General features: G+C 59.4%; 17 protein-coding genes and 1 pseudogene. 10 read left to right on the top strand and 8 right to left on the bottom strand.

From position 1 onward, the window contains the following. Nucleotides 1–2 precede the first annotated feature (2 nt). The 4 genes from AB6803_RS28135 (at nt 3) to AB6803_RS28120 (ending at nt 4,103) form a co-directional block, all read left to right on the top strand. Nucleotides 3–965 (top strand): sugar-binding transcriptional regulator, encoded by a 963-nt coding sequence (locus AB6803_RS28135; protein WP_371111986.1) that lies wholly within the window; start codon nt 3–5, stop codon nt 963–965. Nucleotides 966–1,142: 177 nt separating this feature from the next. Beyond that, on the top strand, nt 1,143–2,093 hold the full coding sequence (locus tag AB6803_RS28130) for a GNAT family N-acetyltransferase (protein WP_371111985.1): 951 nt from the start codon (nt 1,143–1,145) through the stop codon (nt 2,091–2,093). Beyond that, nucleotides 2,090–2,896 (top strand): SDR family NAD(P)-dependent oxidoreductase, encoded by an 807-nt coding sequence (locus tag AB6803_RS28125; RefSeq protein WP_371111984.1) that lies wholly within the window; start codon nt 2,090–2,092, stop codon nt 2,894–2,896. The genes AB6803_RS28130 and AB6803_RS28125 overlap by 4 nt, the downstream gene beginning before the upstream one ends. Nucleotides 2,897–3,344: 448 nt before the next feature. Continuing rightward, nucleotides 3,345–4,103, top strand: coding sequence for an SDR family oxidoreductase (locus tag AB6803_RS28120; RefSeq protein ID WP_371111983.1), 759 nt, complete (start codon nt 3,345–3,347; stop codon nt 4,101–4,103). Nucleotides 4,104–4,133: 30 nt separating this feature from the next. On the opposite strand, the gene AB6803_RS28115 is transcribed toward AB6803_RS28120, so the two are convergent. Further along, entirely contained in the window at nt 4,134–5,078 is a 945-nt protein-coding gene (locus AB6803_RS28115; protein ID WP_371111982.1) for a DMT family transporter, read from the bottom strand. A gap of 231 nt (nt 5,079–5,309) precedes the next feature. Here AB6803_RS28115 and AB6803_RS28110 point away from each other — a divergent pair, with 231 nt between their 5' ends. Further along, a complete protein-coding gene (locus tag AB6803_RS28110) occupies nt 5,310–6,077 on the top strand; it encodes a LamB/YcsF family protein (RefSeq protein WP_371111981.1) in 768 nt (255 codons plus the stop codon). 23 nt (nt 6,078–6,100) lie between these two features. Here AB6803_RS28110 and AB6803_RS28105 read toward each other — a convergent pair. From AB6803_RS28105 to AB6803_RS28095, 3 genes and pseudogenes are all read right to left on the bottom strand, one after another. Beyond that, nucleotides 6,101–6,280 (bottom strand): annotated as a pseudogene (locus AB6803_RS28105) (IS6 family transposase); the annotation flags it as partial. A gap of 16 nt (nt 6,281–6,296) precedes the next feature. Next, complete coding sequence (locus AB6803_RS28100; protein ID WP_371111980.1) at nt 6,297–6,437, bottom strand: hypothetical protein; 141 nt, start codon at nt 6,435–6,437, stop codon at nt 6,297–6,299. Between the two features lie 16 nt (nt 6,438–6,453). Next, nucleotides 6,454–7,548, bottom strand: coding sequence for a diguanylate cyclase (locus tag AB6803_RS28095; protein ID WP_371111979.1), 1,095 nt, complete (start codon nt 7,546–7,548; stop codon nt 6,454–6,456). Between the two features lie 390 nt (nt 7,549–7,938). Here AB6803_RS28095 and AB6803_RS28090 point away from each other — a divergent pair, with 390 nt between their 5' ends. The 4 genes from AB6803_RS28090 (at nt 7,939) to AB6803_RS28075 (ending at nt 13,070) form a co-directional block, all read left to right on the top strand. Next, entirely contained in the window at nt 7,939–9,885 is a 1,947-nt protein-coding gene (locus AB6803_RS28090) for a methyl-accepting chemotaxis protein (RefSeq protein ID WP_371111978.1), read from the top strand. Nucleotides 9,886–10,379: 494 nt separating this feature from the next. Further along, on the top strand, nt 10,380–11,243 hold the full coding sequence (locus AB6803_RS28085; protein ID WP_371112006.1) for an ABC transporter ATP-binding protein: 864 nt from the start codon (nt 10,380–10,382) through the stop codon (nt 11,241–11,243). After that, a complete protein-coding gene (locus AB6803_RS28080) occupies nt 11,240–12,007 on the top strand; it encodes an ABC transporter permease (RefSeq protein ID WP_371111977.1) in 768 nt (255 codons plus the stop codon). Before AB6803_RS28085 ends, AB6803_RS28080 begins: the two co-directional genes overlap by 4 nt. Before the next feature lie 31 nt (nt 12,008–12,038). Then, on the top strand, nt 12,039–13,070 hold the full coding sequence (locus AB6803_RS28075; protein WP_371111976.1) for an ABC transporter substrate-binding protein: 1,032 nt from the start codon (nt 12,039–12,041) through the stop codon (nt 13,068–13,070). A gap of 438 nt (nt 13,071–13,508) precedes the next feature. Here AB6803_RS28075 and AB6803_RS28070 read toward each other — a convergent pair whose 3' ends face one another. The 4 genes from AB6803_RS28070 to AB6803_RS28055 are packed head-to-tail and all read right to left on the bottom strand — an operon-like array spanning nt 13,509 to nt 18,103. Beyond that, nucleotides 13,509–14,456, bottom strand: a complete 948-nt coding sequence (locus AB6803_RS28070; RefSeq protein WP_371111975.1) for a spore coat protein U domain-containing protein — start codon at nt 14,454–14,456, stop codon at nt 13,509–13,511. 15 nt (nt 14,457–14,471) lie between these two features. Then, nucleotides 14,472–16,886, bottom strand: coding sequence for a fimbria/pilus outer membrane usher protein (locus tag AB6803_RS28065; RefSeq protein ID WP_371111974.1), 2,415 nt, complete (start codon nt 16,884–16,886; stop codon nt 14,472–14,474). Next, nucleotides 16,858–17,577, bottom strand: coding sequence for a molecular chaperone (locus AB6803_RS28060; protein WP_371111973.1), 720 nt, complete (start codon nt 17,575–17,577; stop codon nt 16,858–16,860). The genes AB6803_RS28065 and AB6803_RS28060 overlap by 29 nt, the downstream gene beginning before the upstream one ends. Nucleotides 17,578–17,605: 28 nt before the next feature. Further along, nucleotides 17,606–18,103, bottom strand: coding sequence for a spore coat U domain-containing protein (locus AB6803_RS28055; RefSeq protein WP_371111972.1), 498 nt, complete (start codon nt 18,101–18,103; stop codon nt 17,606–17,608). A 469-nt stretch (nt 18,104–18,572) separates the two neighbouring features. Here AB6803_RS28055 and AB6803_RS28050 point away from each other — a divergent pair, with 469 nt between their 5' ends. After that, nucleotides 18,573–21,134: an FAD-dependent oxidoreductase gene (locus tag AB6803_RS28050; protein ID WP_371111971.1), complete on the top strand. Its 2,562-nt coding sequence runs from the start codon at nt 18,573–18,575 to the stop codon at nt 21,132–21,134. The last annotated feature ends 36 nt before the right edge of the window (nt 21,135–21,170 follow it).

The following is a 21,170-nucleotide window of genomic DNA, read 5'->3' as shown; positions in this document are numbered from 1 at the left end:
ATATGGGACGTATCAACGAACTTCGCCTTATTTCCCGCGTGGCGCAGATGTACCATATCGAGCACAAGCGTCAGGCGGATATTGCTCAGCATCTGCGGCTGTCGCAGGCAACCGTCTCGCGCATGCTCAAGCGCGCGGAAGCCGAAGACATCGTTCGAACCACTGTCATCCCTCCTGCGGGCACCTTTGCTGACTTGGAAGGCGCCCTTCGCGAACGCTTCAATCTTCCCGAAGCCATCGTTGTGGAATGCTCGGAGGATCGCGACGGCGCGATCATGGCACGTATCGGCGAAGCTGCGGCGCACCTTCTGGAAGTAACGCTGGCCCAAGGCGAAATCATCGGCGTTTCAAGCTGGAGCCAGACCATCTTCAAGATGGTGGAAAACATTCATCCCCAGAAGAGCGCGCAGGCGAAATACATTGTGCAAACGCTGGGTGGAATGGGCGATCCGTCAGTGCAGACCCATGCGACGCAGCTGACGACAAGATTGGCTCGGCTGACAGGCGGAGAGCCGAAGCTGCTGACGGTACAAGGCGTCACGAGTTCGCGGGAAGCAAAACTTCTGATGATGGCGGATCCGTTCGTTCGCGAGACCATCGACCTTTTCGGCGCAATCAGCCTCGCCATCGTCGGGATCGGCGCCGTCGAGCCATCCGAGCTGCTGGCGCGCTCCGGCAACATCTTTTCGTCGCGCGAGCTGGCCGACCTGGCGGAGGCCGGTGCCGTCGGCGATATCTCGCTGCGGTTCTTCGACCTGAAGGGCAATGCGGTCAAGACGCCGCTCGACGAACGGGTGATCGGCATTTCACTGGATGAGCTTGCAAAGGTCGAGCGTGTCGTAGCGCTCGCCGGCGGTGAGAAGAAGACTGCCGCAATTGCGGGTGCGCTGCGCATCGGTGTGATCGATACGCTTGTGACGGACAAGTTCACGGCTCAGCGCCTTATCGATCTTGAGGCGCTTTAGACGCTGCTTCTGGCCGGTCGGTCTTTTTTCGGGAGGGAGAGCCTGAGCTGCTTCAGATGCTCTCCGGCGTGATGATCTCGAAGGGAACCACGCGCGGCAGGATCGTCGGCACAGAAAAAAGTTGCATGGAGCAACTATACCAAATAAGTTGTATCGATCAACTTTTTGGCAGGCCTCATGACCACCCAATCCCATTACCCCGTAGAGTCCGTCCGTGCCGCGTCTCGTCAGCTCGTTCGCGAGCTTGGCTTCATGCAGGAATCTCTTGCCGGCACGACAATGCCGCCGTCTTCGGTCCACGCGCTGCTGGAAATCGGAGCTCGCGGATCGTTTACGGCCGGCCAGCTCTCGGAACTGCTTGGCCTGGAAAAATCAAGCGTGAGCCGGATGCTCCGCAAGCTGATCGAGACTGGAGACCTGAAGGAGGAGACGGGTGAACCGGATGGGCGCACCAAGATCCTTTCGCTGACGGACAAGGGCCATGCGGCCGTCGCCGGCATTCATGATTTCGCGCGTCGTCAGGTCGCGGCGGCCCTCGATCGTCTCGATGCCCAGGAGCGTCAAACCGTTGTTGACGGCCTGCGGCTCTATGCCGGTGCACTTGCCGCGAGCAAAGCAAAGACTCCGGAGGACATGTCGCCTCTCCTGATAGAGACCGGATATCAACCTGGGCTTATGGCGCGCTGCATCGAGATGCATTCCCTCTACTATGCGCGAACATCCGGTTTCGGGCAGTTATTCGAAGCCGCGGTTGCAAGCGGCATTGCCGAATTTTCTGCCCGCCTGAACAGACCTTGCAATCAGATATGGCGGGCAATGCGGGCTGGCCGCGTTGCCGGCACGATCGCGATCGACGGTGAGGACCTCGGTGACGACAAGGCGCATCTCAGGTGGTTCATTGTCGATGACGACAGCCGGGGCACCGGCCTTGGTCGCAGGCTTTTGTCGTCAGCGCTCGATTTCTGCGATCGGGGCGGCTTTGCCGAGACGCATTTGTGGACGTTCCGGGGCCTCGATGCGGCGCGATGGCTTTATGAACTGCATCGGTTCGAGTTGATCGGCGAGCGCCCGGGCCGCCAGTGGGGCGAAGATGTCATGGAACAGCACTTTGTGAGGAAGAAGCCATGAGTGTATCGCTGACCGACCTTGCCGGACCGGCCCCAGCCACCATAACGAGCCATCGTTTGGAGGGTAAGATCTGCCTTGTGACTGGTGCGACGAGCGGAATTGGCCGGGCAACGGCGTTGCGGATGGCGCAGGAAGGGGCCGCGGCTGTGGTCGTGACGGGCCGGCGCGAGGTTTTAGGTGAGGCCGTGGTCGCGGAATTGCGGGCGGCGGGCACCGCTGGTCTTTTCGTTTCGATGGACGTGACGAAGGAGGCCGATGCGCGACGGGTGGTCGAGAAGACCATGGAGCGTTTCGGCCGCTTGAACGCGGTCTTCAACAATGCCGGTTATCAGGAGAAGCGCGCTCCCTTGATGGAGCAGAGCGACGAGATCTTCTCCACTGTTTTCGACACGAATGTACGCTCGCTCTTCAATGCGCTGCGCTTTCAGATCGCCGCGATGCTCGAATCGGGCGGCGGAACCATCGTCAACAATACGAGCGTCAGCGGCGTTCGAAACCCAAATCCTGGCCTTTCTCTCTACAGCGCCTCGAAGGCGGCCGCGATTGCCCTGACAAAGGCGGCGGCGATGGAATATGCACCCAAGGGTGTCCGGATCAATTCGGTCGCGCCCGGCCGTGTTGTCACCGATATGATGCTCGGCTCGGGCATTGCCGACATGCGGCAGGTGGCCGCCGGCCTGCCCTTGCGACGTATGGGACATCCCGAGGAAGTGGCGGCGGCAGTCACCTGGCTTCTCTCGGATGAGGCGGCCTATGTTGTTGGCCATATCCTTTGCACCGACGGCGGCTTTCTCGCGTCCTAGAGTATCCGTGTTGGTCAAGTACGAGTTGATGGCCATTTTCGGCCGTCCCTGAGCAATGCGTTTGCGAGGAGGACGAGCTTTCGCATGATGGCCGTATGGCGCTGCACCGGCAGGGAAAAATGGACATTGAAGTTCGCTACGCGATGATGCGGGCGAAAGGCCGTGTCTGGGTCGATTAGGCGGGCGAGCTGCTATTCAAAGTCTTGCTAGGTGTCGACTGGCCGGGGGCGATCGGCAAGCTCTGCGGCGCAACAAGCACGCCTCGCAGAGCTTGTCATTTGTAGGAATCGGTCTGAGGCCATCGGCGCAAATTCGTATCCGGCGGGGTAAGATCGCGCTGGATTATTTCCCAAGGAAATCTAACTTACGCTGGGCTTTATGACCGAAAGAGCATTTTGGAAAAATCATCCCCACGCATGTCGAGGATGAATTGGGAGGACAGCGCAGAATGAACAGCTCTGGCAAAATTGCGATTGTGACTGGAGCCGGCACCGGCGTCGGCAAGGCGATCACGGCTTCGCTGCTCGGCGATGGATTCAGTGTCGTCATGACCGGTCGGCGCAAGGGCGTGCTTGAGGCGGCGGCGGCCGAATTTTGTGAACATTCCGACCGCATCCTGATCGTCGCTGCCGATATCGGTAAGCCCGACGACGTGAAAGCGCTATTCGATGCGACCATCGATCGGTTCAAGCGCCTTGACCTACTGGTCAACAATGCCGGCATGTCTGCGCCCGCGGTGCCTCTGGAAGATGTGGATTTCGAGACCTGGAACCAGGTCGTCGCCGCAAACCTCACTGGCGCCTTCCTCTGTACACAGGCGGCGTTTCGCCAGATGAAAGCGCAGACGCCGCAAGGCGGCCGCATTATCAACAATGGCTCCATCTCCGCCACCACGCCGCGGCCGCGATCGGCGCCCTACACAGCGACCAAGCACGCCATTGCCGGCTTGACCAAATCCACCGCGCTCGATGGGCGGCCGTTTGGAATTGCCTGCGGGCAGATCGATATAGGCAATGCCAGCACAGAAATGACGCGCCGGATGGAAAGTGGAGTGCTGCAGGCGGATGGCTCCATCCGCGTCGAGCCGACGATTGACAGTGCGCTGATCGGGCAGGCCGTGTTGCACATGGCGTCGCTGCCGCCTGAGGCGAACATACTCACCATGACATTGATGGCGACCACGATGCCATTTGTCGGACGCGGCTGAACCGGGAGTATTGCGCTTGCTCTGCGGACGCTATCGCGTTTCCGCTTCGGCAAGCGCCGTCGGCGCCAGTTGAAGACTGCGGCCCAAACGCCTTTCCCGCCAGATCGCGAACATGCCGGCCAAAGCGACGACCATGGCTCCGAAAATTGTTGTGGCAACAGGCAGTTGCCCCATCAGGAAATAGCCGATGAGCACCGACCATACCATCGTGGTATATTCGAATGGTGCAAGCAGCGATGCCTGAGCGTGCCTTAGGCTGAGCGTCACCAATATCTGCGCGATACCGCCAGATAAGCCGGCCGAGATGAGCAGCGACAGCTGCAGCATGTCCGGCATTTTCCATCCGAATGCGGCTGTTCCCAGTCCGATGACCGCCGTTATCAGGGAGAAATAGAGAACAATGGCGCCTGGCTTCTCTGTGCGCGCCAGATGGCGGATCTGCACCGAGGACAGTGCCGAGCAGAAGGCGGCGATGAGGCCAAAAGCGCCGCCGAGGGCGGCTGCCCTGTCGACAGAACCGGCCGTGCCTTCACTCACCTCCCAAAAGCCGAGGTGAGGGGAAAGCATGATGAGTACGCCGCCGAAGCCGACGGCGACTGCCGACCACCGATAGGCGCGAACAACCTCTCCCAGCAGCGTTGCCGCCAAAATGACGGTGAACAGGGGTGCTGCGTAACTCAGCGCCGTTGCGTCCGCGAGCGGCAGATAGGCGAGCGCCATGTAGCTGAAGAACATCCCGCCAGTCCCGGAGAGGCTGCGGATCAGATGGCCGCCGACATGCTTCGGTGTGGTCAGCTCGATGAGGTTGCCCTGCCACCCCAGCCAGATGCCGAGGGGAAGAAGTGCCGCAACCGATCGAAAAAAAACGACCTCGCCGGTCGGAATGGCCCCATCCAATCCCTTGATACTGGCTGCCATCAACGTCGCGGCGAGAGCCGCCAATACCTTGAGCAGAATTCCTTTTCTGGGACCCATAACCGTCCATCGCGCCGTTTAACCCCCATCGTCTTTCAACACGGCAACCACGTTTTGAGAACGGCCAAAGGGACGCCATAGAAACTTTGTCTGACCCCATCAAACCGGGCGTCATGTTAGTTTTCCTCATCGAAGTTGCGGCGTCGCCCGGTCCGATCAGTGCGAAGACGATGCCCGGCGGAGCGGGCGTTGCGGCGAGCGCGCAACCATCTGGAAATCATGGAAGCGTCAATGAAGATCGATCTGAATTCCGACATGGGCGAGGGCTTCGGCCCCTACAAATTGTGCGATGACGAAGCGCTGATGGGCGTGGTGTCCTCCGCAAACGTTGCCTGCGGTTTCCACGCCGGTGACCCGGAAACGATGGTCCGAATGGTTCGCTTCGCCAAAGCGCATGGCGTCGGTGTCGGCGCGCATCCAGGACTTGCGGACCGGCTGGGCTTTGGCCGTCGCGAGTTCCCCGTCGAAGCCGACGACATGAAGCAGCAGGTCCTCTATCAGCTGGGTGCCTTGGCTGCCATTGCGCGCGGCGAAGGCGTCGCGCTGTCCCACATCAGCTTCCATGCGGCGATGGGCAACATGATCAGCCGCGATCCGGCCCTTTCCGAGCTGGTGATGCGCGCCGTCAAGTCGGTGGATCCCGATTTGATCGTGTTCTCGATGCCGGATACCGAAGTGGAGCGCGCCGCCATTTCCGTAGGCTTGAAGACGCTGACGCTTTTTCTTGCCGACCGGGCCTATGACGCCCGTGGCCAGCTCGTTTCCCGCAAGTTGCCGAATTCGGTGATCAAGGATGAAGTGAAGGTTCGCGCGCGTGTGCGGCAGTTCATCGAGAAGGGAACTGTCACCACAATAGAAGGCGAGACGCTTCCCGTCCGCGCCCGCTCCATTCTGGTTCACAGCGATACGCCGGGCTCCCTCGAACTTGCCAGGATCGTCCGCAGCGAAGTGGAATCGGCTGGTGGAAGCATCGCACCGGCGCGCGAGGTGCTAGGTTAAGGCAGGCTCTCTGAATTCAAAACAAAAAGCTCACCGAACTCCGCACCTATTCTACGAGGGTTCGAAGCGGAAGCCCCACGCTCCAGAAGCATTTCCTCGACCAGGCGCAGGCTCAGAGGAAATCGGAAATGGAGCCACACGGCATGGGCAATGATCTGCGGCGGAAGACGGGGGTTCTTATAGCGGATGGGCGACGGGTTCATCCCGCCCGATCAACCATCAACTGTTAAGCCGAAAATAACGTGACATCACCGTGGCGAGTTCAGGGTAGCGGCCCGGCCGCCGCTTGACGTCCGCGGGAGCAAAGTCCTTGCCGATGACCGTCGTGTTCTTGTCGCCGATCATCAGCAGCGTCGGCATGGAGAGCGAGGCCTGCTCAAGCCGCCTCCGACAGCTCCACACGATTTCTGCCGCCGGCCTTTGCGCGATAAAGCGCTTTGTCCGCGGCCTCCAACACATGCTTGAAGTCACTGGTGGGGCTGTGGGAGCATGCAAGACCGATGCTGACGGTGACATGGACCGCGTCGCGATCGAACGTCAAAACCATGGCTTCGATATCCCTGCGGATTTTTTCGGCGACCATCGTGGCGGAACTTGCGCTGGTGCTCGGCAGGAGTACGACAATCTCCTCTCCGCCATATCGCGCCGCTATATCTGTCTTGCGGACAGTCTGCCGTATCACGTCAGCCACCTGTGCCAGGACCGTGTCGCCAAAGGAGTGTCCCCAGGTATCGTTGATCTTCTTGAAGTGATCGATATCGAGCATGATGATCGAAAACGGGGTGTCCCTGGTTCCCGCTTCCTTGCTGCAACGGTCGCCCTCGCGTTGGAGGACACGGCGATTGGGAAGCTTTGTCAGCGGGTCGACACTGGCTTCATTCTCAAGCGCGCGCTGAATTCCGATGCGGTATCGTTCCCGCTCAAGCAGGTCCGACAGCAGGAGAACGCCGAGGATATTGGCGGTCATCACGGGAAGGGTTGCGGAAAAGAAAAGCTCGTGAGCGACGGTCGGGGGCAGGAACACAAGAACGATCAGCGACGTGGCGGTCGCCAAACCATACAGTGCCGACCGCCGCCAGCCCATGCCGACCCACTGTCGCGGCAACAGGGTCAAGAAATATCCCGTGAGCGCAACGATCACGATACCGACGACGCCACCGACCGCCCCGATCCCGCCGGCTGCGAAGCGAAAAAGGCCCATCATCAGCGCAGCCACCGCCGTGCCGATGGGGCCGCCATAGATCGGTGCGAGAACAAGGAGAATGGAGCGACCGTCGTGAAAGACGCCCGGCATCCACCGGATTGGATCGCTCATCGATAAAATCCCACCGAGGCCAAACAGCAGCCCAACCGCAAGGGATTTCAGCGCGCCGCGTTCGACGATCCGGATCACCCAGGAATAGGCATAGACGATGATGGCCACCTGACCCAGAATGCGCACGAGTGACGGGATGTGGGTCTCAATTTCCATGGATATCAGCACTCTTACCCAAAAGCCGCAGGGCGTCCATTCATGTCAGCTCATCGTGCTCGTGGCGTCAGTGGCCCGACAGATAGGCCCGATGGCTGACTCGTCGAACGCTATCCATCATGTCATAGCAATTGACACACGGCGTCGGCAAGCAAAGTCAGGCGCATACGATGAAGGCTGCCGGTGATCGCCTCTCCGGTCGCCAGGAAGCCAGGGTGTGGCCCGGCAGCGAGATAAGTCCGATATTGTCTCTGAAAACATTAAGGCATCATGATAATCGGCATATGATACTATCATTACTTGTGTATCTGAAGTCAAAATAAATGTTTGATAATTAATTAAGGATGTTTTGTTAATTTTAATATTTGAAATAAACCGCGGGAGGCGAGCATGCCGTCGATTCAGCATAAGGTCATCATTGCAAGCGTCGCAATTTTCGCATTGGCCGGAAGTGCAACGGGTGTCGGTATCTGGTCGGCGGGAACCCTCGTCGGCAACAGCGCTGAGGTCGCCCGTTCGGCGGAAGTGCTTCGAAACCACATGCAGGCGGATATGATGCATGACGCCCTGCGGGCAGATGTGCTGGCATCTTTGCTCGCTGCCAACCCAGCGACAGGCATAAGCTTCGACGCAGTGAAAAAGGATTTGGCGGAGCATGAGGCGTCATTCCGCGACATGATTGCCGCCAATAAGACATTGGCAACCGACAAGGCCACGCAGGCTGTGCTGGCAGGGATTGAAGCACCCCTTCTCGCCTATATCGACAGCGCGACGAAAATGGTCGACCTCGCGGTAAAGGATGAGACTGCGGCCATCAAGTCGCTACCCGACTTCATGAACCAGTTTTCCACTCTTGAAGCGGCCATGGAGCACGCGGGAGATCAGATAAGTTCACTGTCCGATACAACGGCAAAACAGAGCGCTGAAACGCAAGCATTTGTCGATCTGCTTTTGAAGGCTATTCTCGGCTTGACGGTACTCTTTTCCTTCAGCCTTTATTGGCTCACGCGCAAGACCGTCACGAAACCGATCCTTGCCCTGTCAGATGATATGCAGAAGCTGGCCGGCGGCAACACGGATATCGCCTGCACTGCTGTCGGCCGTTCGGACGAGATAGGTATTATGGGGTCGGCCGTCGAGGTCTTCCGACAAGCGGCGATCGCCAACAAGCAGCTTGAACAGGACGCAGAGGCGGCCAGAATGCGGGCCGAATCTGATCGGCTGGCCGCGCGACGCCAAGCAGACGAAGACGCGGCGGCACGTCTTCGCGCGGCCACGTCAGGCCTTGCGGCCGGCTTGAAACGGCTCTCCGGCGGCGATCTTGCATTTCAGCTTGAAGAGCCCTTCTCCGCGGATTTCGAAGAGCTTCGGCACGATTTCAACAGCTCGATCAAGCAGCTTGGAGACGCACTTGGCGCAATCTCGCTTGCCATTGCAGCGATCGATGATGGCACGCGGGAGATTTCGTCGGGAGCCAACGATCTTTCCAAGCGCACGGAACAGCAAGCTGCAGCCCTTGAAGAAACAGCCGCGGCGCTTGACCAGATCACCGTCAATGTGACGCATTCGAGCCGGCGCGCCGACGAGGCCCGCACTGCGGCGACGGAAGCCAATCACAGCGCCGCTAAGTCCGCCGAAGTCGTGTCGCATGCCGAGGAGGCCATGCGCCGCATCGAAGCTTCCTCGCAGCAGATTTCCAGCATTATCGGCGTGATCGATGAGATTGCCTTTCAGACGAATCTTCTGGCGCTGAACGCTGGGGTCGAGGCCGCGCGGGCGGGGGAAGCAGGGAAGGGGTTTGCCGTTGTCGCCCAGGAAGTGCGTGAACTCGCACAACGTTCGGCGCAGGCGGCAAAGGAGATCAAGGGGCTTATTCAGAAGTCGTCGTCAGAGGTTGAAAGTGGTGTCAAGCTCGTGCTGCACACAGGCGTCACCCTGAAGACGATCGGCGAGCAGATCACCGACATCAATCAGCATATGGACGCGATCGCGACATCGGCGAAGGAACAGTCCACTGGCCTGGCGGAAGTCAATACGGCTGTTAACTCCATGGACCAGACAACGCAGCAGAATGCGGCAATGGTCGAACAGTCCACCGCCGCCTCGGCCAGCCTTGCAATGGAGGCTGCCCGGCTTCGCGAGCTTGTGTCCCAATTCACGCTGCAGATGAGTGCTTCGGCACAATCCGCGACGCTTCAGAAGACGGCGCGCGCAATGGCTGAACCAGCCCGGTCTGCGACTGGCGTTTCCGTCATGCATCAGCCCAGACGCGTTGCAGTGGCAAGAAGCGCGGTATCGGCCGCAGCGGCGGCCCACAATGAATGGGAAGAGTTTTAAGGTTTCATTCTGGGCTTCGAGAGAAGCAAATTGTTTTGGCCGCCAATTTTGCAGTCCCATGATGTTGCTTTCGTCAATCCCCCTGCAGGTCCTGGATGAGCCGCGTCCTGATGTTGGCAAGATGCGGCGATAGCGGCCGCCGCCCATCCAAAATCGATCCGGCTTCGTTCTTATCAAAGTCGAAGCGGCCATAGGGGCACATAGCTGTATATCGGCAACGCGGGCCATGCTTGATTGTTCGCCCGAGACGATTCCCGATGAAAATGCTATGGAAAAATGAGCAGCTTGATGCCAGACTAGTCTGGTGGAGTTCTGCTTGGAGGAGGCAGCGAGGCGAGCCAACTCATCTCATTTCATCGATGAACGCAGTTCGGCGGCATTGGACCTGCCCAGCCGAGCATGTTTGCGCGCTCCGTATTGTCGTGAAGTGGGTTGGATCGCGGTCGATTTTTGTCTGATTGATCCGGTTCTATGTGATGTCGCTTGTTTGAATGATGGGTTCGGGAGAGTTGAAAAATTTTCAATCGAAAGCGGAAGCCGTGACGATCGCGGCTCCTCGGGCTGTTCGCCTGAATAATGTGTCGATTTCTTTCGGGATCGCCGGTGGCAAGCGCTTCGACGCGGTGGCCGGCACCGATCTCGATGTGGCGGGCGACGAATTTCTGGCGATCGTCGGGCCGACCGGCTGCGGCAAGTCCACGCTTCTCAATGTGGCGGCAGGGCTGCTTGAGCCGGCGTCCGGGTCGGTCGAGATTTTCGGGCGGCCTCTGACGGGGCTGAACAAGCAAGCCGGCTACCTGTTTCAACAGGATTCGCTGATGCCATGGAAAACCGTGCTTGAAAATGTCGCCATCGGCCTGGAAGTGTCCGGCGTGTCGACGAGTGAAGCGCGCAAATCGGCGATGGAATGGCTTGAGCGCGTTGGCCTCGGCGGCTTTGCCGATCGCTATCCGCGCATGCTTTCCGGCGGCCAGCGCAAGCGGGTCGGATTGGCCCAGGTGCTCATCCGCAATCCGAAGCTGTTGCTGATGGACGAACCGTTCGGTCCGCTCGATGCACAGACGCGCCTCATCATGGGCGACCTTCTTCTGAAACTTTGGTCCGAGGACAAGAAGGCAGTGATGTTCGTCACGCACGATCTCGACGAGGCGATTGCCCTTGCGGATCGTATCGTCATCATGTCGGCGGGGCCGAAATCCCGGATCATCGGCGATTTCCGCGTCTCGATCCCCCGGCCGCGTGATATCGCCGAAATCCGCCACGACCCGGCCTTTACCGAACTGCATAAAAGCATCTGGCATGCGCTGCGAGAAGAAGTCATGACCGCCTACCAGCAGACCAACGTGGCCGCCCAATGACCAGAATAAAGCTCCTGGCCTGCCAATTGCTGGTGGCGATCGTCATCGTCGGTGCGTGGTATCTCGCAACGGCAACGCATGTCTTTGGCAATCCGCGAACTGCCGCCTTCTTCTTTGCCGATCCGCTCAAGGTTGCCGCGCGCATCGTGAAATGGTTCGCTGACGGATCGATCTGGTATCATCTATGGGTGACGCTGTCGGAATCCCTTCTGGCATTTTTCATCGGTGCGATCGGCGGGGTGGCCTTCGGTTTCTGGTTTGCGCGGCGGCCCGTGGTGGCCGCTGTCTTCGATCCCTATGTCAAGGCCGCCAATGCCTTGCCGCGCGTCGTGCTCGCGCCGATCTTCGCCCTATGGTTCGGTCTCGGCATCTGGTCGAAGGTGGCGCTGGGCGTCACGCTGGTCTTCTTCATCGTCTTTTTCAACGTCTATCAGGGCGTGAAGGAAGTCAGCCCGACCGTGCTTGCCAATGCCCGCATGCTCGGCATGAACGAGAGGCAGCTGCTGCGCCACGTCTATATTCCCTCGGCCTTGTCCTGGATGTTTTCGAGCCTCCATACCTCGGTGGGATTTGCCGTCGTCGGCGCGGTGGTCGGCGAATATCTGGGCTCGGCCGCAGGCCTCGGCTATCTCATCCAGCAGGCCGAAGGCGTGTTCGATGTGACCGGCGTCTTTGCCGGCATGTTCGTGCTGATGGCCTTCGTCCTCATCGTCGATTGGCTGATGACGAAGGTCGAGCGGCACATGCTGCGATGGCGACATTAGACGATTTCAAACTCGACGAGTGGAGGAAAACATGGAACGCAGGACATTCTTGATCGGCACAGCCAGCATCGGTGCTGCCGCCTTCTTTCAGGCAAGCGGACCGGCCATCGCCGATGACGCGAAGCCGGAAAAGCCGGATCTGACGCTCGCCGTCGGCGGCAAGCCGTTGCTCTATTACCTGCCGCTGACGATTGCCGAGAAGAAGGGCTTCTTCAAGGAAGAGGGGCTCAACGTCACGATCAACGATTTTGCCGGGGGGGCGAAATCGCTGCAGGCGCTGATCGGCGGCTCGGTCGATGTCGTCGCGGGTGCCTACGAGCATACGATCCGCATGCAGAACAAGGGGCAGGATATCGTCGCCATCTGCGGCTTGGGCCGCTTCCCTGGGATCGTGATTGCCGTGCGCAAGGAGCTCGCGGGCGAGATCAAGTCCGTCGCCGACCTCAAGGGGCGGAAGATCGGCGTCACGGCGCCGGGTTCGTCGACGGCGCTGATGCTGCAATATGCCCTGCAGAAGAACGGACTGGCGCCCACCGATGTCGCATTGATCGGCATAGGCGGCGGCGCAAGCGCTGTCGCTGCGATCAAGAATGGCGAGGTCGACGGCCTGTCCCATCTCGATCCGGTGATCGCCCAGCTTCAATATGAGGATCAGGTTTCCGTCCTGGTCGACACGCGAACGGAAGCCGGAACGCGCGCGCTGTTCGGCGGCCCGAACCCCGCGGCAACGGTCTACATCCAGCGCAGCTTCGCCGAGGCCAATCCGGTGACGACGCAGCGGGTCACCAATGCCTTTCTGAAGGCCCTGAAATGGATCGAGCAGGCAAAGCCGGAAGACGTGGCCGACACTGTGCCTGAAGACTACCTTCTCGGAAACCGCGACCTTTACATACAAGCCTTCAAGAATTCGAAGGAAATGTATTCACCTGACGGCATGATTAGCGAGGAAGGCTACAAGTCGATGATGAGCGTCCTGAAGACGCTCGACCCGGAATTGGCCGATGCCGACGTGCCCTACGATAAGACCTTCGATCCCCGTTTCATCAAGGCGGCGAAGATATGATGGCGTGCGGCCCGAATTGACTATCCACGGTTGGCGGGCAGGCGGCTTTTCGGTGCTGCAGTCGATATCGGGGGCGATGGGTGCGATATCTCGGGCAACGCGGCTTCCCTTGGCCCCGCTGCGGAACTTTGCACCCAGTATCCCAGAGCAATCATCAATCCGCCGCCCGCCAGGTTTCCGAGCGTCACGAACGTCAGATTATGGACCGCTCCGTAGAGTGTGATCGTCGTGGGGTGATCACTCAGCATGGCCAGTGCAAAGGCGAGCATATTGGCACGCTGTGCTCGAAGCCCGCGGCCACGAAGATCATGATGGTCCAGAAGCGATACAAGCACCTTCCCAAGCTTGCACCTGCGACGTCGGGGTTTGGCACGTCGGCTTCCCCCAGGTCGGTCTGGAAATAGTCAAGAAAGTCAGTATGCCGTGCAAATAGGTCGATCAGTAGGTCAGCGTCACGACCACGGTATCGGTGTAGGTGCCGGGCGTTGGCGTGGTCTGGGGAGGCACACGACCATAGACGGTCAAGACCTGGGCCGCGCCAGTGCCGGTTCCTGCGACCGTGCTGCCCGGGGTAGTCGCATCGCCCCAGGGCTGCGATCGGTTCGTGTCCTTATAGAGCCCGTAGGTCACGGTTTCCGCTCCCTTCGACATCTTGCGCGCCGTTGGCGCGGCATTTGCGAGGCCACCGCCCAAGGAAATCGTGTAGGTCGTTCCTGCCGTGCAGGTCGCCGTTACCGAACCTGTGGCGTCGACATTGGCGCTCAGAACTCCCCTTGTGCCGAAGTCGACATTCTGGACACTGACCAGGCAATTCGCTGCGACGTTGGCATTGACGGCGAAGGACACGCCTGTGAGAGTTCCCGCGGGAGCATCGCAGGTAGTGTCGGTGCTGTAGCGATAAATGAAATAGGTATCGGCTGACGAAAAAGTCGAAAGATAAGCCCCGGGCGCAGCTGCAGCCTGGCTGCCCAACACGGTGCCGTAGAGGGTGGCTGAACTACTGGCAAACCCGAGTAAGTTCAGTGTGACCGCGAGAGGTGGGGGCTTGGCAGCGTAAGCCCAGTTATTCGAACCCCAGATCACGCTCCGGCCGGAATCGGAATAGAGCTGATAGTTCAGGGAATTGGCTCCATTCAGCATCTGACGCGCCGCCGCCGAGGTCGAGCCGCCACTGCCCGCGCCAATACCAGGGCAAATCAGGATACGTCGCTGCGTGAGAAGCTCTCCGGTGCAGCTGACGCCTACGGTTGCGGTCGAATTGACTGGGCCGCCGGACAGAGTATCGACCGCACCAAAACTCATATTGGTGGCTGTGAAGCTGCAACTTTGCGCAAGGCATAGGGACGGCAGCAGCGAGAAAAGCAGGAAACCGATTGCGCGTAGCATTCCTTGATCCTTGGCTCACAAACATTTGACGTCATTGATGACGACTTGTTTGCCCGGTTGAGGCTTGTAGGGAAATTCGGCGTGGCACGTGCTTCCATCCTGGAGCGGAATGTCGATTGCGTTTCGCGCGCTGAGGCCGCGAATATAGGCCTGGCCGTCATAGCCGATGACAAATTCTTCGCTCGTCCCTTGCAGCTTGCCGCTGAGACCGGCTTGAAGAGGTGTCCCGTTTTTGTCGATGATGGTGATCAGCGCGGCTTGCGGGGCTTTCGTGACGCCGAATTTAACAACGACGCCGCTACGATCGGCGGGAACGACGACCTCCTTCGTCGCCGGCACGTCGGCATCGACGGGAAGGTTTTTCGGATCGATGGACACGGTGTTCGGCTCATAGGAGTTGAGGTTCGGCACGAGGATGCGGCCGCTATTGTTGGTTTTGCCGACCGGCCGGTTTTGCTGCTGGACCTCTACCCCGGGCGTGCCGACATCGACGACGGCAAAAGCGTCATCGATACGGGTGGACGTAAAGACATCACCGCCGGCAACGGCAATGGCGCCGTCCATCTGGCCGGTGGCGCGGACATTCCCGTCATATTGCTGAACGCCGGCCTCGAAGCGCGCGAAGGGTGCACGGTAACTGATCGCCGCTTGCCGGTTCGCGTCCTTTCCTTCGGAGGTTCGCGCGCGCCAGCCAATGCTGCCATCTTCCGGCTGCTCAGACTTGGAGATATCGGCAACGACGTTGAAGCCGTCAGGGCCGCTTTCGATACCGGTGCTGGCGGTGACGTTGTCCCCGAAGGGAATGGAAAGACCGGCGAATATCCCGAAACTCTTGCGGTCGTCGAGATCGGCGAAGGCGGTTGCGTAGAAGCTCGCGCGCTTGAAGGTCTGGCTGTATGAGAGGCCGGCGATCTGGCTCTTATCGCCATTGGCGTTTTCAAGCCTGGTATAGGAAAGATTGAGGCTCGACAGATCCAGCGGCGTCGGAACACTTAACGTGACCTGGTCGATGGCGCGGGGCACGCCGGCGCTGAACACGGTGAACTGTCCGGAGCCGTTGGATGTCGGCTCGGCTGTGACGGAGGCTATGTCGTCGTAATTGTCGAAGGCGCGCTGCATGCGGGCGTAGATCGACCAGTCATTGTAGCTCGTCTCCAGCGAAGCATTGAACAACGCGCCCGAGCGGCTGCCGCTCGAGCTTGCGGCCACGGCCGCCGATGCGACACCCCAGGCCCCGATGGGAAAGGCCGCGCCGACGCCGCCATTGAGCAGATTGGCGCCTCCCTCGAAGTGGCTTTCCAAGGTCAGCCAATCGGTCAATCCGTAGCGCGCCGTGGCGACGCCCATGATGCGGCCGTCATAGTCGTTTGACTCTATGCCGAAGTTGCGGCGCGGGGAGCCGATCTCGGCCGAGAAATCGTAGAGGCCTTGGCGCAGGAGCCGGTTTGACGAATAGAAGGGCAATGTCGTGGCTGTCTCACGACCAAGACTGTCGCGCAGGACCACACGAGCTTCGCCGGCGCCGGAAAAGACCGGCAGGTTGGTGACCTGATATGGGCCGGCTGGCACATCGCCGGAATAGGACCGGACATTCTGGGTGTAGATTTCGAGCGTGGACGGAACCGCAGCCGTTCCGCCGAATGTGGGAAGTGGTTCCGTCACCAGATCGGATCGCAGCGCGAAATTGCGCTGCGCCTGGATGCCGCCGAAATAGACGGGACGTGTCCAAGAAAGACCCCCGGTGGTGAAGTCGCCCACTCGGTAGGTTATCAGCCGCTTCGGATCGGAATAGCTCCAGGTCGTGTTGAGCCTGGTTATGCCGTCAAGGCTGCCGTCGGAATAGCCGGCTAAAAACGACTGGCTAAGCGCCCCGTAGGGGCTGAATATGCGGGCATCGAATGAACCGGAAATACCCTGAAACAGGCCGGCATCGCTGCTGCCCAGACTATTGGAGCTGGCAAAGAGGGAGTAGTTGAGTACACTTCCATAGCCGGATTGAGGCTCTGGAATGTCATTCTTTTGATTTTTCCCGACATTGATAATGCGCGCCGCGCGGCCGTTATTCGTTGTCGTCACGTAAAGTTGCTGGTTTTGCGCGTCGATCCGGTAGGACAGGCCGGGCAAGCTGCCAAGCTCGATCAGGTCATCGTCGGCGACACCCTCTGGAGGCTTTATGCCGACTTCGCGAAGCTCTCCGGCCCTTGCCTTGAGCGAACCGTCAGCCTGCTGCTTGAAATTGCCAATCATCTTCATCGAAGCATCGTTGATGAACACTTCAAGAAAGAGATCCTGCGTATCGGCAGGCATGTCACCGGTATTGGCCGTTGCCGGCTCGCTTGGCACTTCTTGAGCGCGCGGCGCCGAAACGCAGAAAATGAAGCATGCAACGGCGATCCAGAGGCTAGCGCTTCGTGATTGCGATATTGGCATTGAACGGCCCAAGATCACTCTGGCCTTGCAAGGTTACAGCGCCGCCGGAAAGGGACCTTGCGCTCCCGATCGGCCATTGCATTGTTGCGCCGCCGAGAACGTACCCGACTAGGCCGCTGCGACCGCCGATTTTCGCCTCTCCTTGCTTGAGGGTGACGTTCGACAGACGAAAGCGGCTGCTGCCATTGTTCTTTCCGGTCAGCAAAAGGCTGTCGCCCTGCCGGCTCAGATTCCAGGAGACATCGGCCGCCTTGGCATCCGCATTCCTGAAAAAGACGGGGATCGAGTGGCGCACGATCAAGGTCACGGTGCCGGCTTTTGCACGGGAAGGGTCCGGCAGCTCATCGACGATGACACGATAGGTCTCTTCGGTTCGCACCGGTGCCTTGCTCGCTCGGATCACACGGACCGTATAGCCCGCGTTTGGCGCCATCTTGGTCGCCGGCGGACTGGCCACCACGTTTGTCGTCGGCTCGAGCTGCTCGACGCCGCCTGTTTGGCTCCACTTGAAGACACGCACCTGCACGTTAATGGGATGGTCGCCATCATTGGTCATATTGAGCACGCCGGTGCTGTCAGGCGCGATGAGTTCGAGATTGGTGGGTGCCACGCGCAAGGAAGCGGCCTGCGCAAAACAAGCACTCACGAGAAAAAGAGTCGTCGTGGCAAGGCATGTAAACATGCGTTGCATAGCAGCCTCCTAGTCATGAAGTCGGTATTTAGTAGTTGACGGTGATCGCCACTGTATCGGTATAGATACCTGCCGCCGGGGTGGTCTGCGCCGGAACCCGGCCATAGACCGTGAGGTTCTGTACGTCACCATTGCCCGTGCCTGCCAGCGTATCCGTACCGATCGTAACGCCCCAAAGCAGGGTGCGCGCCGTATCACGATAGAGGGAATAATTGATCGTTGCCGCCCCTGGCCCCGTCATCTTGCGAACTGCCGTTGTTGCGCCGGAACCGGCACCGGCACTCAAACCAACATTGTAGGTCTGTCCCGTCGTGCATTGAACGCCAATGGTACTGGTCTGGTCGGTCGCGGCATCGAGAACGCCCTTGGTGCCGAAATCGAGATCGCTGGCGGTCTGGACCTTGCATTCGGCCTGGATGGTAATGCGGACCGTCATACTACCGCTCGCGACGGCAGCCATGGCGGGTGCTTCCGTCATGATAATTGCAGCACCCACGAGCAAGGTACCGCTTAGCGCTTTCAGCATTTGTGTGCCCCTCCGCAGCTTCCCCACGAACCTGCTAATATCCTAAATTAATCATATAAGGATCATCATGGCAACAAGCTAAAAATCTATTTGGCTCTTTTCTTTGGAGAATGGGGCTTGTTTGCAGTAAAATAACGTTTCCCAAAGAAATACCGGATTATATGTCTTTCGTTTAGGTGAAAAAATTAACAAAGTATAAACTATAGTATCGGGAGGCGGCCGAGCGAGCTTTGCCGCCGCCAATCGAAGACCAGCCCCGTCGTTCGGCAAACTGATTCGCATCTCCGGGGTTTGAGCGGGTATGTTCAGACGATCTGTCGTCCGTCGATATATATTCCACCGCTTGAAAATATTTGCCCGCCACCCGTAGGCTGGTCGTGATGCATTTTGATAATGTCGCAGAAAAGCAGCGATGGCGCAGCCGCTCGCGCTAAGGTCTCGACAAATCCAAAGTTCGGAGTCGCAAGCAATGGCAGAGTTTCCCCAGAAGGCCAAGGTCGTCATCATTGGCCTGGGCGGTATCGTTGGCGCATCGATCGCGCATCACCTGATCGAGCGTGGATGGGACGATATCGTCGGTATCGATAAATCCGGCGTCCCGACCGACATCGGCTCGACCGCGCACGCCTCCGACTTCTGTTACACCACCAGCCACGACTATCTCTCGGTCTGGACCACGCAATATTCCATCGATTTCTTCGAGAAGATGGGGCACTATGCCCGTATTGGCGGCCTTGAAGTTGCCCGCACGGGTGACGACACCTGGATGGAAGAGATCAGACGCAAGGCTTCCTCCGGCAAGGCCTTCGGCACCAATGTTCGTCTCGTCACGCCCTCCGAGATCAAGGAAATGTTCCCGCTGATCGAGGAAGATCAGGTGCAGGGCGGTATGTTCGATCCGGATGCCGGCCTTGTCGTTCCGCGCTCGCAGACCGTCGCCGGCAAGCTGGTGGATGCGGCCGAGAAATCCGGCAAGCTGAAGGTCTACGGCAATACGCCTGCGCAGTCGTTGATCGTCGAGGGCGGCCGCATCAAGGGTGTGGTCACGCATCGCGGCACGATCATGGCCGACTACGTCATCGTCTGCGCCGGCATCTGGGGTCGCCTGATTGCCGAGATGGTCGGCGAAGACCTGCCGGTCATGCCGGTCGATCATCCGCTCACCTTCTTCGGTCCCTATAACGAGTTCGAAGGCACGGGCAAGGACATCGGTTTCCCGCTGCTCAGAGACCAGGGCAATTCCGCCTATATGCGCGACACTGGCGATCCGAAGACGACGGAAGGTGGTCAGATCGAGTGGGGTTACTACGAGACCACCAATCCCCGTCTCTGCCACCCGCGCGACATTCTAGAAAAGCATGAGGCCCGCCTGTCGCCTTCGCAACGCGACCTCGAGATGGAACAGATCATCGAGCCGCTTGAGCGCGCCATGGAACTGACGCCGATCCTCGGCGAGCTCGGCTACAATGAGGGCCATTCCTTCAACGGCCTGCTGCAGGTTTCTGCCGCCGGCGGCCCGTCCTGCGGCGAAAGCCAGAAAGTACGCGGCCTCTGGTACTGCGTCGCCATCTGGGTGAAGGACGGTCCGGGCTACGGCAAGCTCATCGCCGACTGGATGACCGACGGTCGTACCGAGATCGACCACAACAGCATCGACTATGCGCGCTTCTATCCGCACCAGCTGACGGAAGAGTTCATCGAGGGCCGTTGCTATGAAGCCGCCCAGAAGATCTACTTCCCGGCCGTGCATACGCGCGAGCCCTACGCCTCGGGCCGCAACGTCAAGCGTTCGCCGTTCTACGAGCGCGAGAAGGAGCTCGGCGGCTACTTCATGGAGCTCGGGGGCTGGGAGCGTGCCCATGGTTATGCCGCAAACGAGCACCTGCTGGAGAAGTATGGCGATCGCGTGCCGGTGCGTCAGAATGAGTGGGACAGCCGCCATTTCTGGCGTGTCTCCAATGCCGAGCATCTCGCGATGAGCGAGGATTGCGGTATCGTCAATCTCTCGCATTTCCACATGGTCGACATCGAGGGACCTGACCATGTCGAGCTGCTTGAGTGGCTGTGCGCCGCAAAGATCGGTGGCGACGGAAATATCGGCAAGGGTATCTACACCCACTTCCTCGACGACGAAGGCATGGTGCGCGCCGACTTTACCGTCATCCGTATGGCCGACCGTTGCCGGCTGATCAACGGTGCCGATGCCGGCCCGCGCGACTTCCACTATATGCGCCGCGTCGCCGAGGATCGGGGCCTTGACGTCACGATCACCGATGTCACCGAGACGTTCATCACCATCGGCATCTGGGGCCCGAATGCTCGCGAGACGCTGAAGAAGGTCGTTGCTGATCCGGCCGGGCTTGATGCGGAAAACTTCCCCTTCGCCGCGATCAAGCAGATTGAGATCGGCGGCAAGCCTGTCACCGCCTTCCGCATCTCCTATGTCGGTGAACAGGGTTGGGAACTGCACATGAAATACGAGGACGGCCTTGCCGTCTGGGATGCGCTGCGCTCCACCGGCGTGATGGCCTTCGGCGTCGAGACCTATGCGAACTCGCGTCGTATGGAAAAGAGCCTGCGCTTGCAGAATGCCGACCTTCTCACCCAGTACAATCTGATCGAGGCGGACCTCGCCCGTCCGAAGGTCAAGGAAGCCGACTTCCGCGGCAAGGCAAAGCATCTGGAGTATAAAGCCCGCGAGCATCAGCCCGCCATGCTTTGCACGCTGGTCATGACAGACAACACCGACAAAAATGGCGTCAAGCGCTACCCGGTCGGCAATCTCCCGGTCATGGACCCCGAAACCGGCAAGGTGCTGATTGATGAGCTCGGCCGCCGTTCCTACACGACCTCCATCGCTTTCGGTCCGACGATCGGCAAGAACATCGCCCTTGCCTATCTGCCCTGGGCCTATTGCCAGGAAGGCCGCAAGCTGAATGTCGAATATTTCGCCGAGACCTATCCAGTCGAGGTTGTCAGCATCGGCTACAAACCGCTGTATGACCCTGAAAACCTGAAGCCGAGAAGCTAAGCGGAGCGATCCGTATTCCGCCTCTCAAGGCTCATG

The sequence above is a fragment of the Rhizobium sp. RCC_161_2 genome (assembly GCF_041355235.1).
GTDB lineage: Bacteria > Pseudomonadota > Alphaproteobacteria > Rhizobiales > Rhizobiaceae > Rhizobium.
The sequence above is the reverse complement of the archived record's forward strand: the minus strand, read 5'-3'. Positions and strand labels throughout refer to the sequence as shown.

Bases quoted from the DNA above. Each gene is read 5' to 3' on its own strand.
- AB6803_RS28085 (WP_371112006.1), top strand. From the start codon at position 10,380: ATGGGTTCGGGAGAGTTGAAAAATTTTCAATCGAAAGCGGAAGCCGTG.
- AB6803_RS28100 (WP_371111980.1), bottom strand. From the start codon at position 6,437: ATGCCGACGCTGCTGATGATCGGCGACAAGAACACGACGGTCATCGGC.
- AB6803_RS28110 (WP_371111981.1), top strand. From the start codon at position 5,310: ATGAAGATCGATCTGAATTCCGACATGGGCGAGGGCTTCGGCCCCTAC.
- AB6803_RS28130 (WP_371111985.1), top strand. From the start codon at position 1,143: ATGACCACCCAATCCCATTACCCCGTAGAGTCCGTCCGTGCCGCGTCT.
- AB6803_RS28070 (WP_371111975.1), bottom strand. From the start codon at position 14,456: ATGCTACGCGCAATCGGTTTCCTGCTTTTCTCGCTGCTGCCGTCCCTA.
- AB6803_RS28095 (WP_371111979.1), bottom strand. From the start codon at position 7,548: ATGGAAATTGAGACCCACATCCCGTCACTCGTGCGCATTCTGGGTCAG.
- AB6803_RS28050 (WP_371111971.1), top strand. From the start codon at position 18,573: ATGGCAGAGTTTCCCCAGAAGGCCAAGGTCGTCATCATTGGCCTGGGC.
- AB6803_RS28060 (WP_371111973.1), bottom strand. From the start codon at position 17,577: ATGCAACGCATGTTTACATGCCTTGCCACGACGACTCTTTTTCTCGTG.
- AB6803_RS28065 (WP_371111974.1), bottom strand. From the start codon at position 16,886: ATGCCAATATCGCAATCACGAAGCGCTAGCCTCTGGATCGCCGTTGCA.
- AB6803_RS28115 (WP_371111982.1), bottom strand. From the start codon at position 5,078: ATGGGTCCCAGAAAAGGAATTCTGCTCAAGGTATTGGCGGCTCTCGCC.
- AB6803_RS28135 (WP_371111986.1), top strand. From the start codon at position 3: ATGGGACGTATCAACGAACTTCGCCTTATTTCCCGCGTGGCGCAGATG.
- AB6803_RS28120 (WP_371111983.1), top strand. From the start codon at position 3,345: ATGAACAGCTCTGGCAAAATTGCGATTGTGACTGGAGCCGGCACCGGC.
- AB6803_RS28125 (WP_371111984.1), top strand. From the start codon at position 2,090: ATGAGTGTATCGCTGACCGACCTTGCCGGACCGGCCCCAGCCACCATA.
- AB6803_RS28055 (WP_371111972.1), bottom strand. From the start codon at position 18,103: ATGCTGAAAGCGCTAAGCGGTACCTTGCTCGTGGGTGCTGCAATTATC.
- AB6803_RS28075 (WP_371111976.1), top strand. From the start codon at position 12,039: ATGGAACGCAGGACATTCTTGATCGGCACAGCCAGCATCGGTGCTGCC.
- AB6803_RS28080 (WP_371111977.1), top strand. From the start codon at position 11,240: ATGACCAGAATAAAGCTCCTGGCCTGCCAATTGCTGGTGGCGATCGTC.
- AB6803_RS28090 (WP_371111978.1), top strand. From the start codon at position 7,939: ATGCCGTCGATTCAGCATAAGGTCATCATTGCAAGCGTCGCAATTTTC.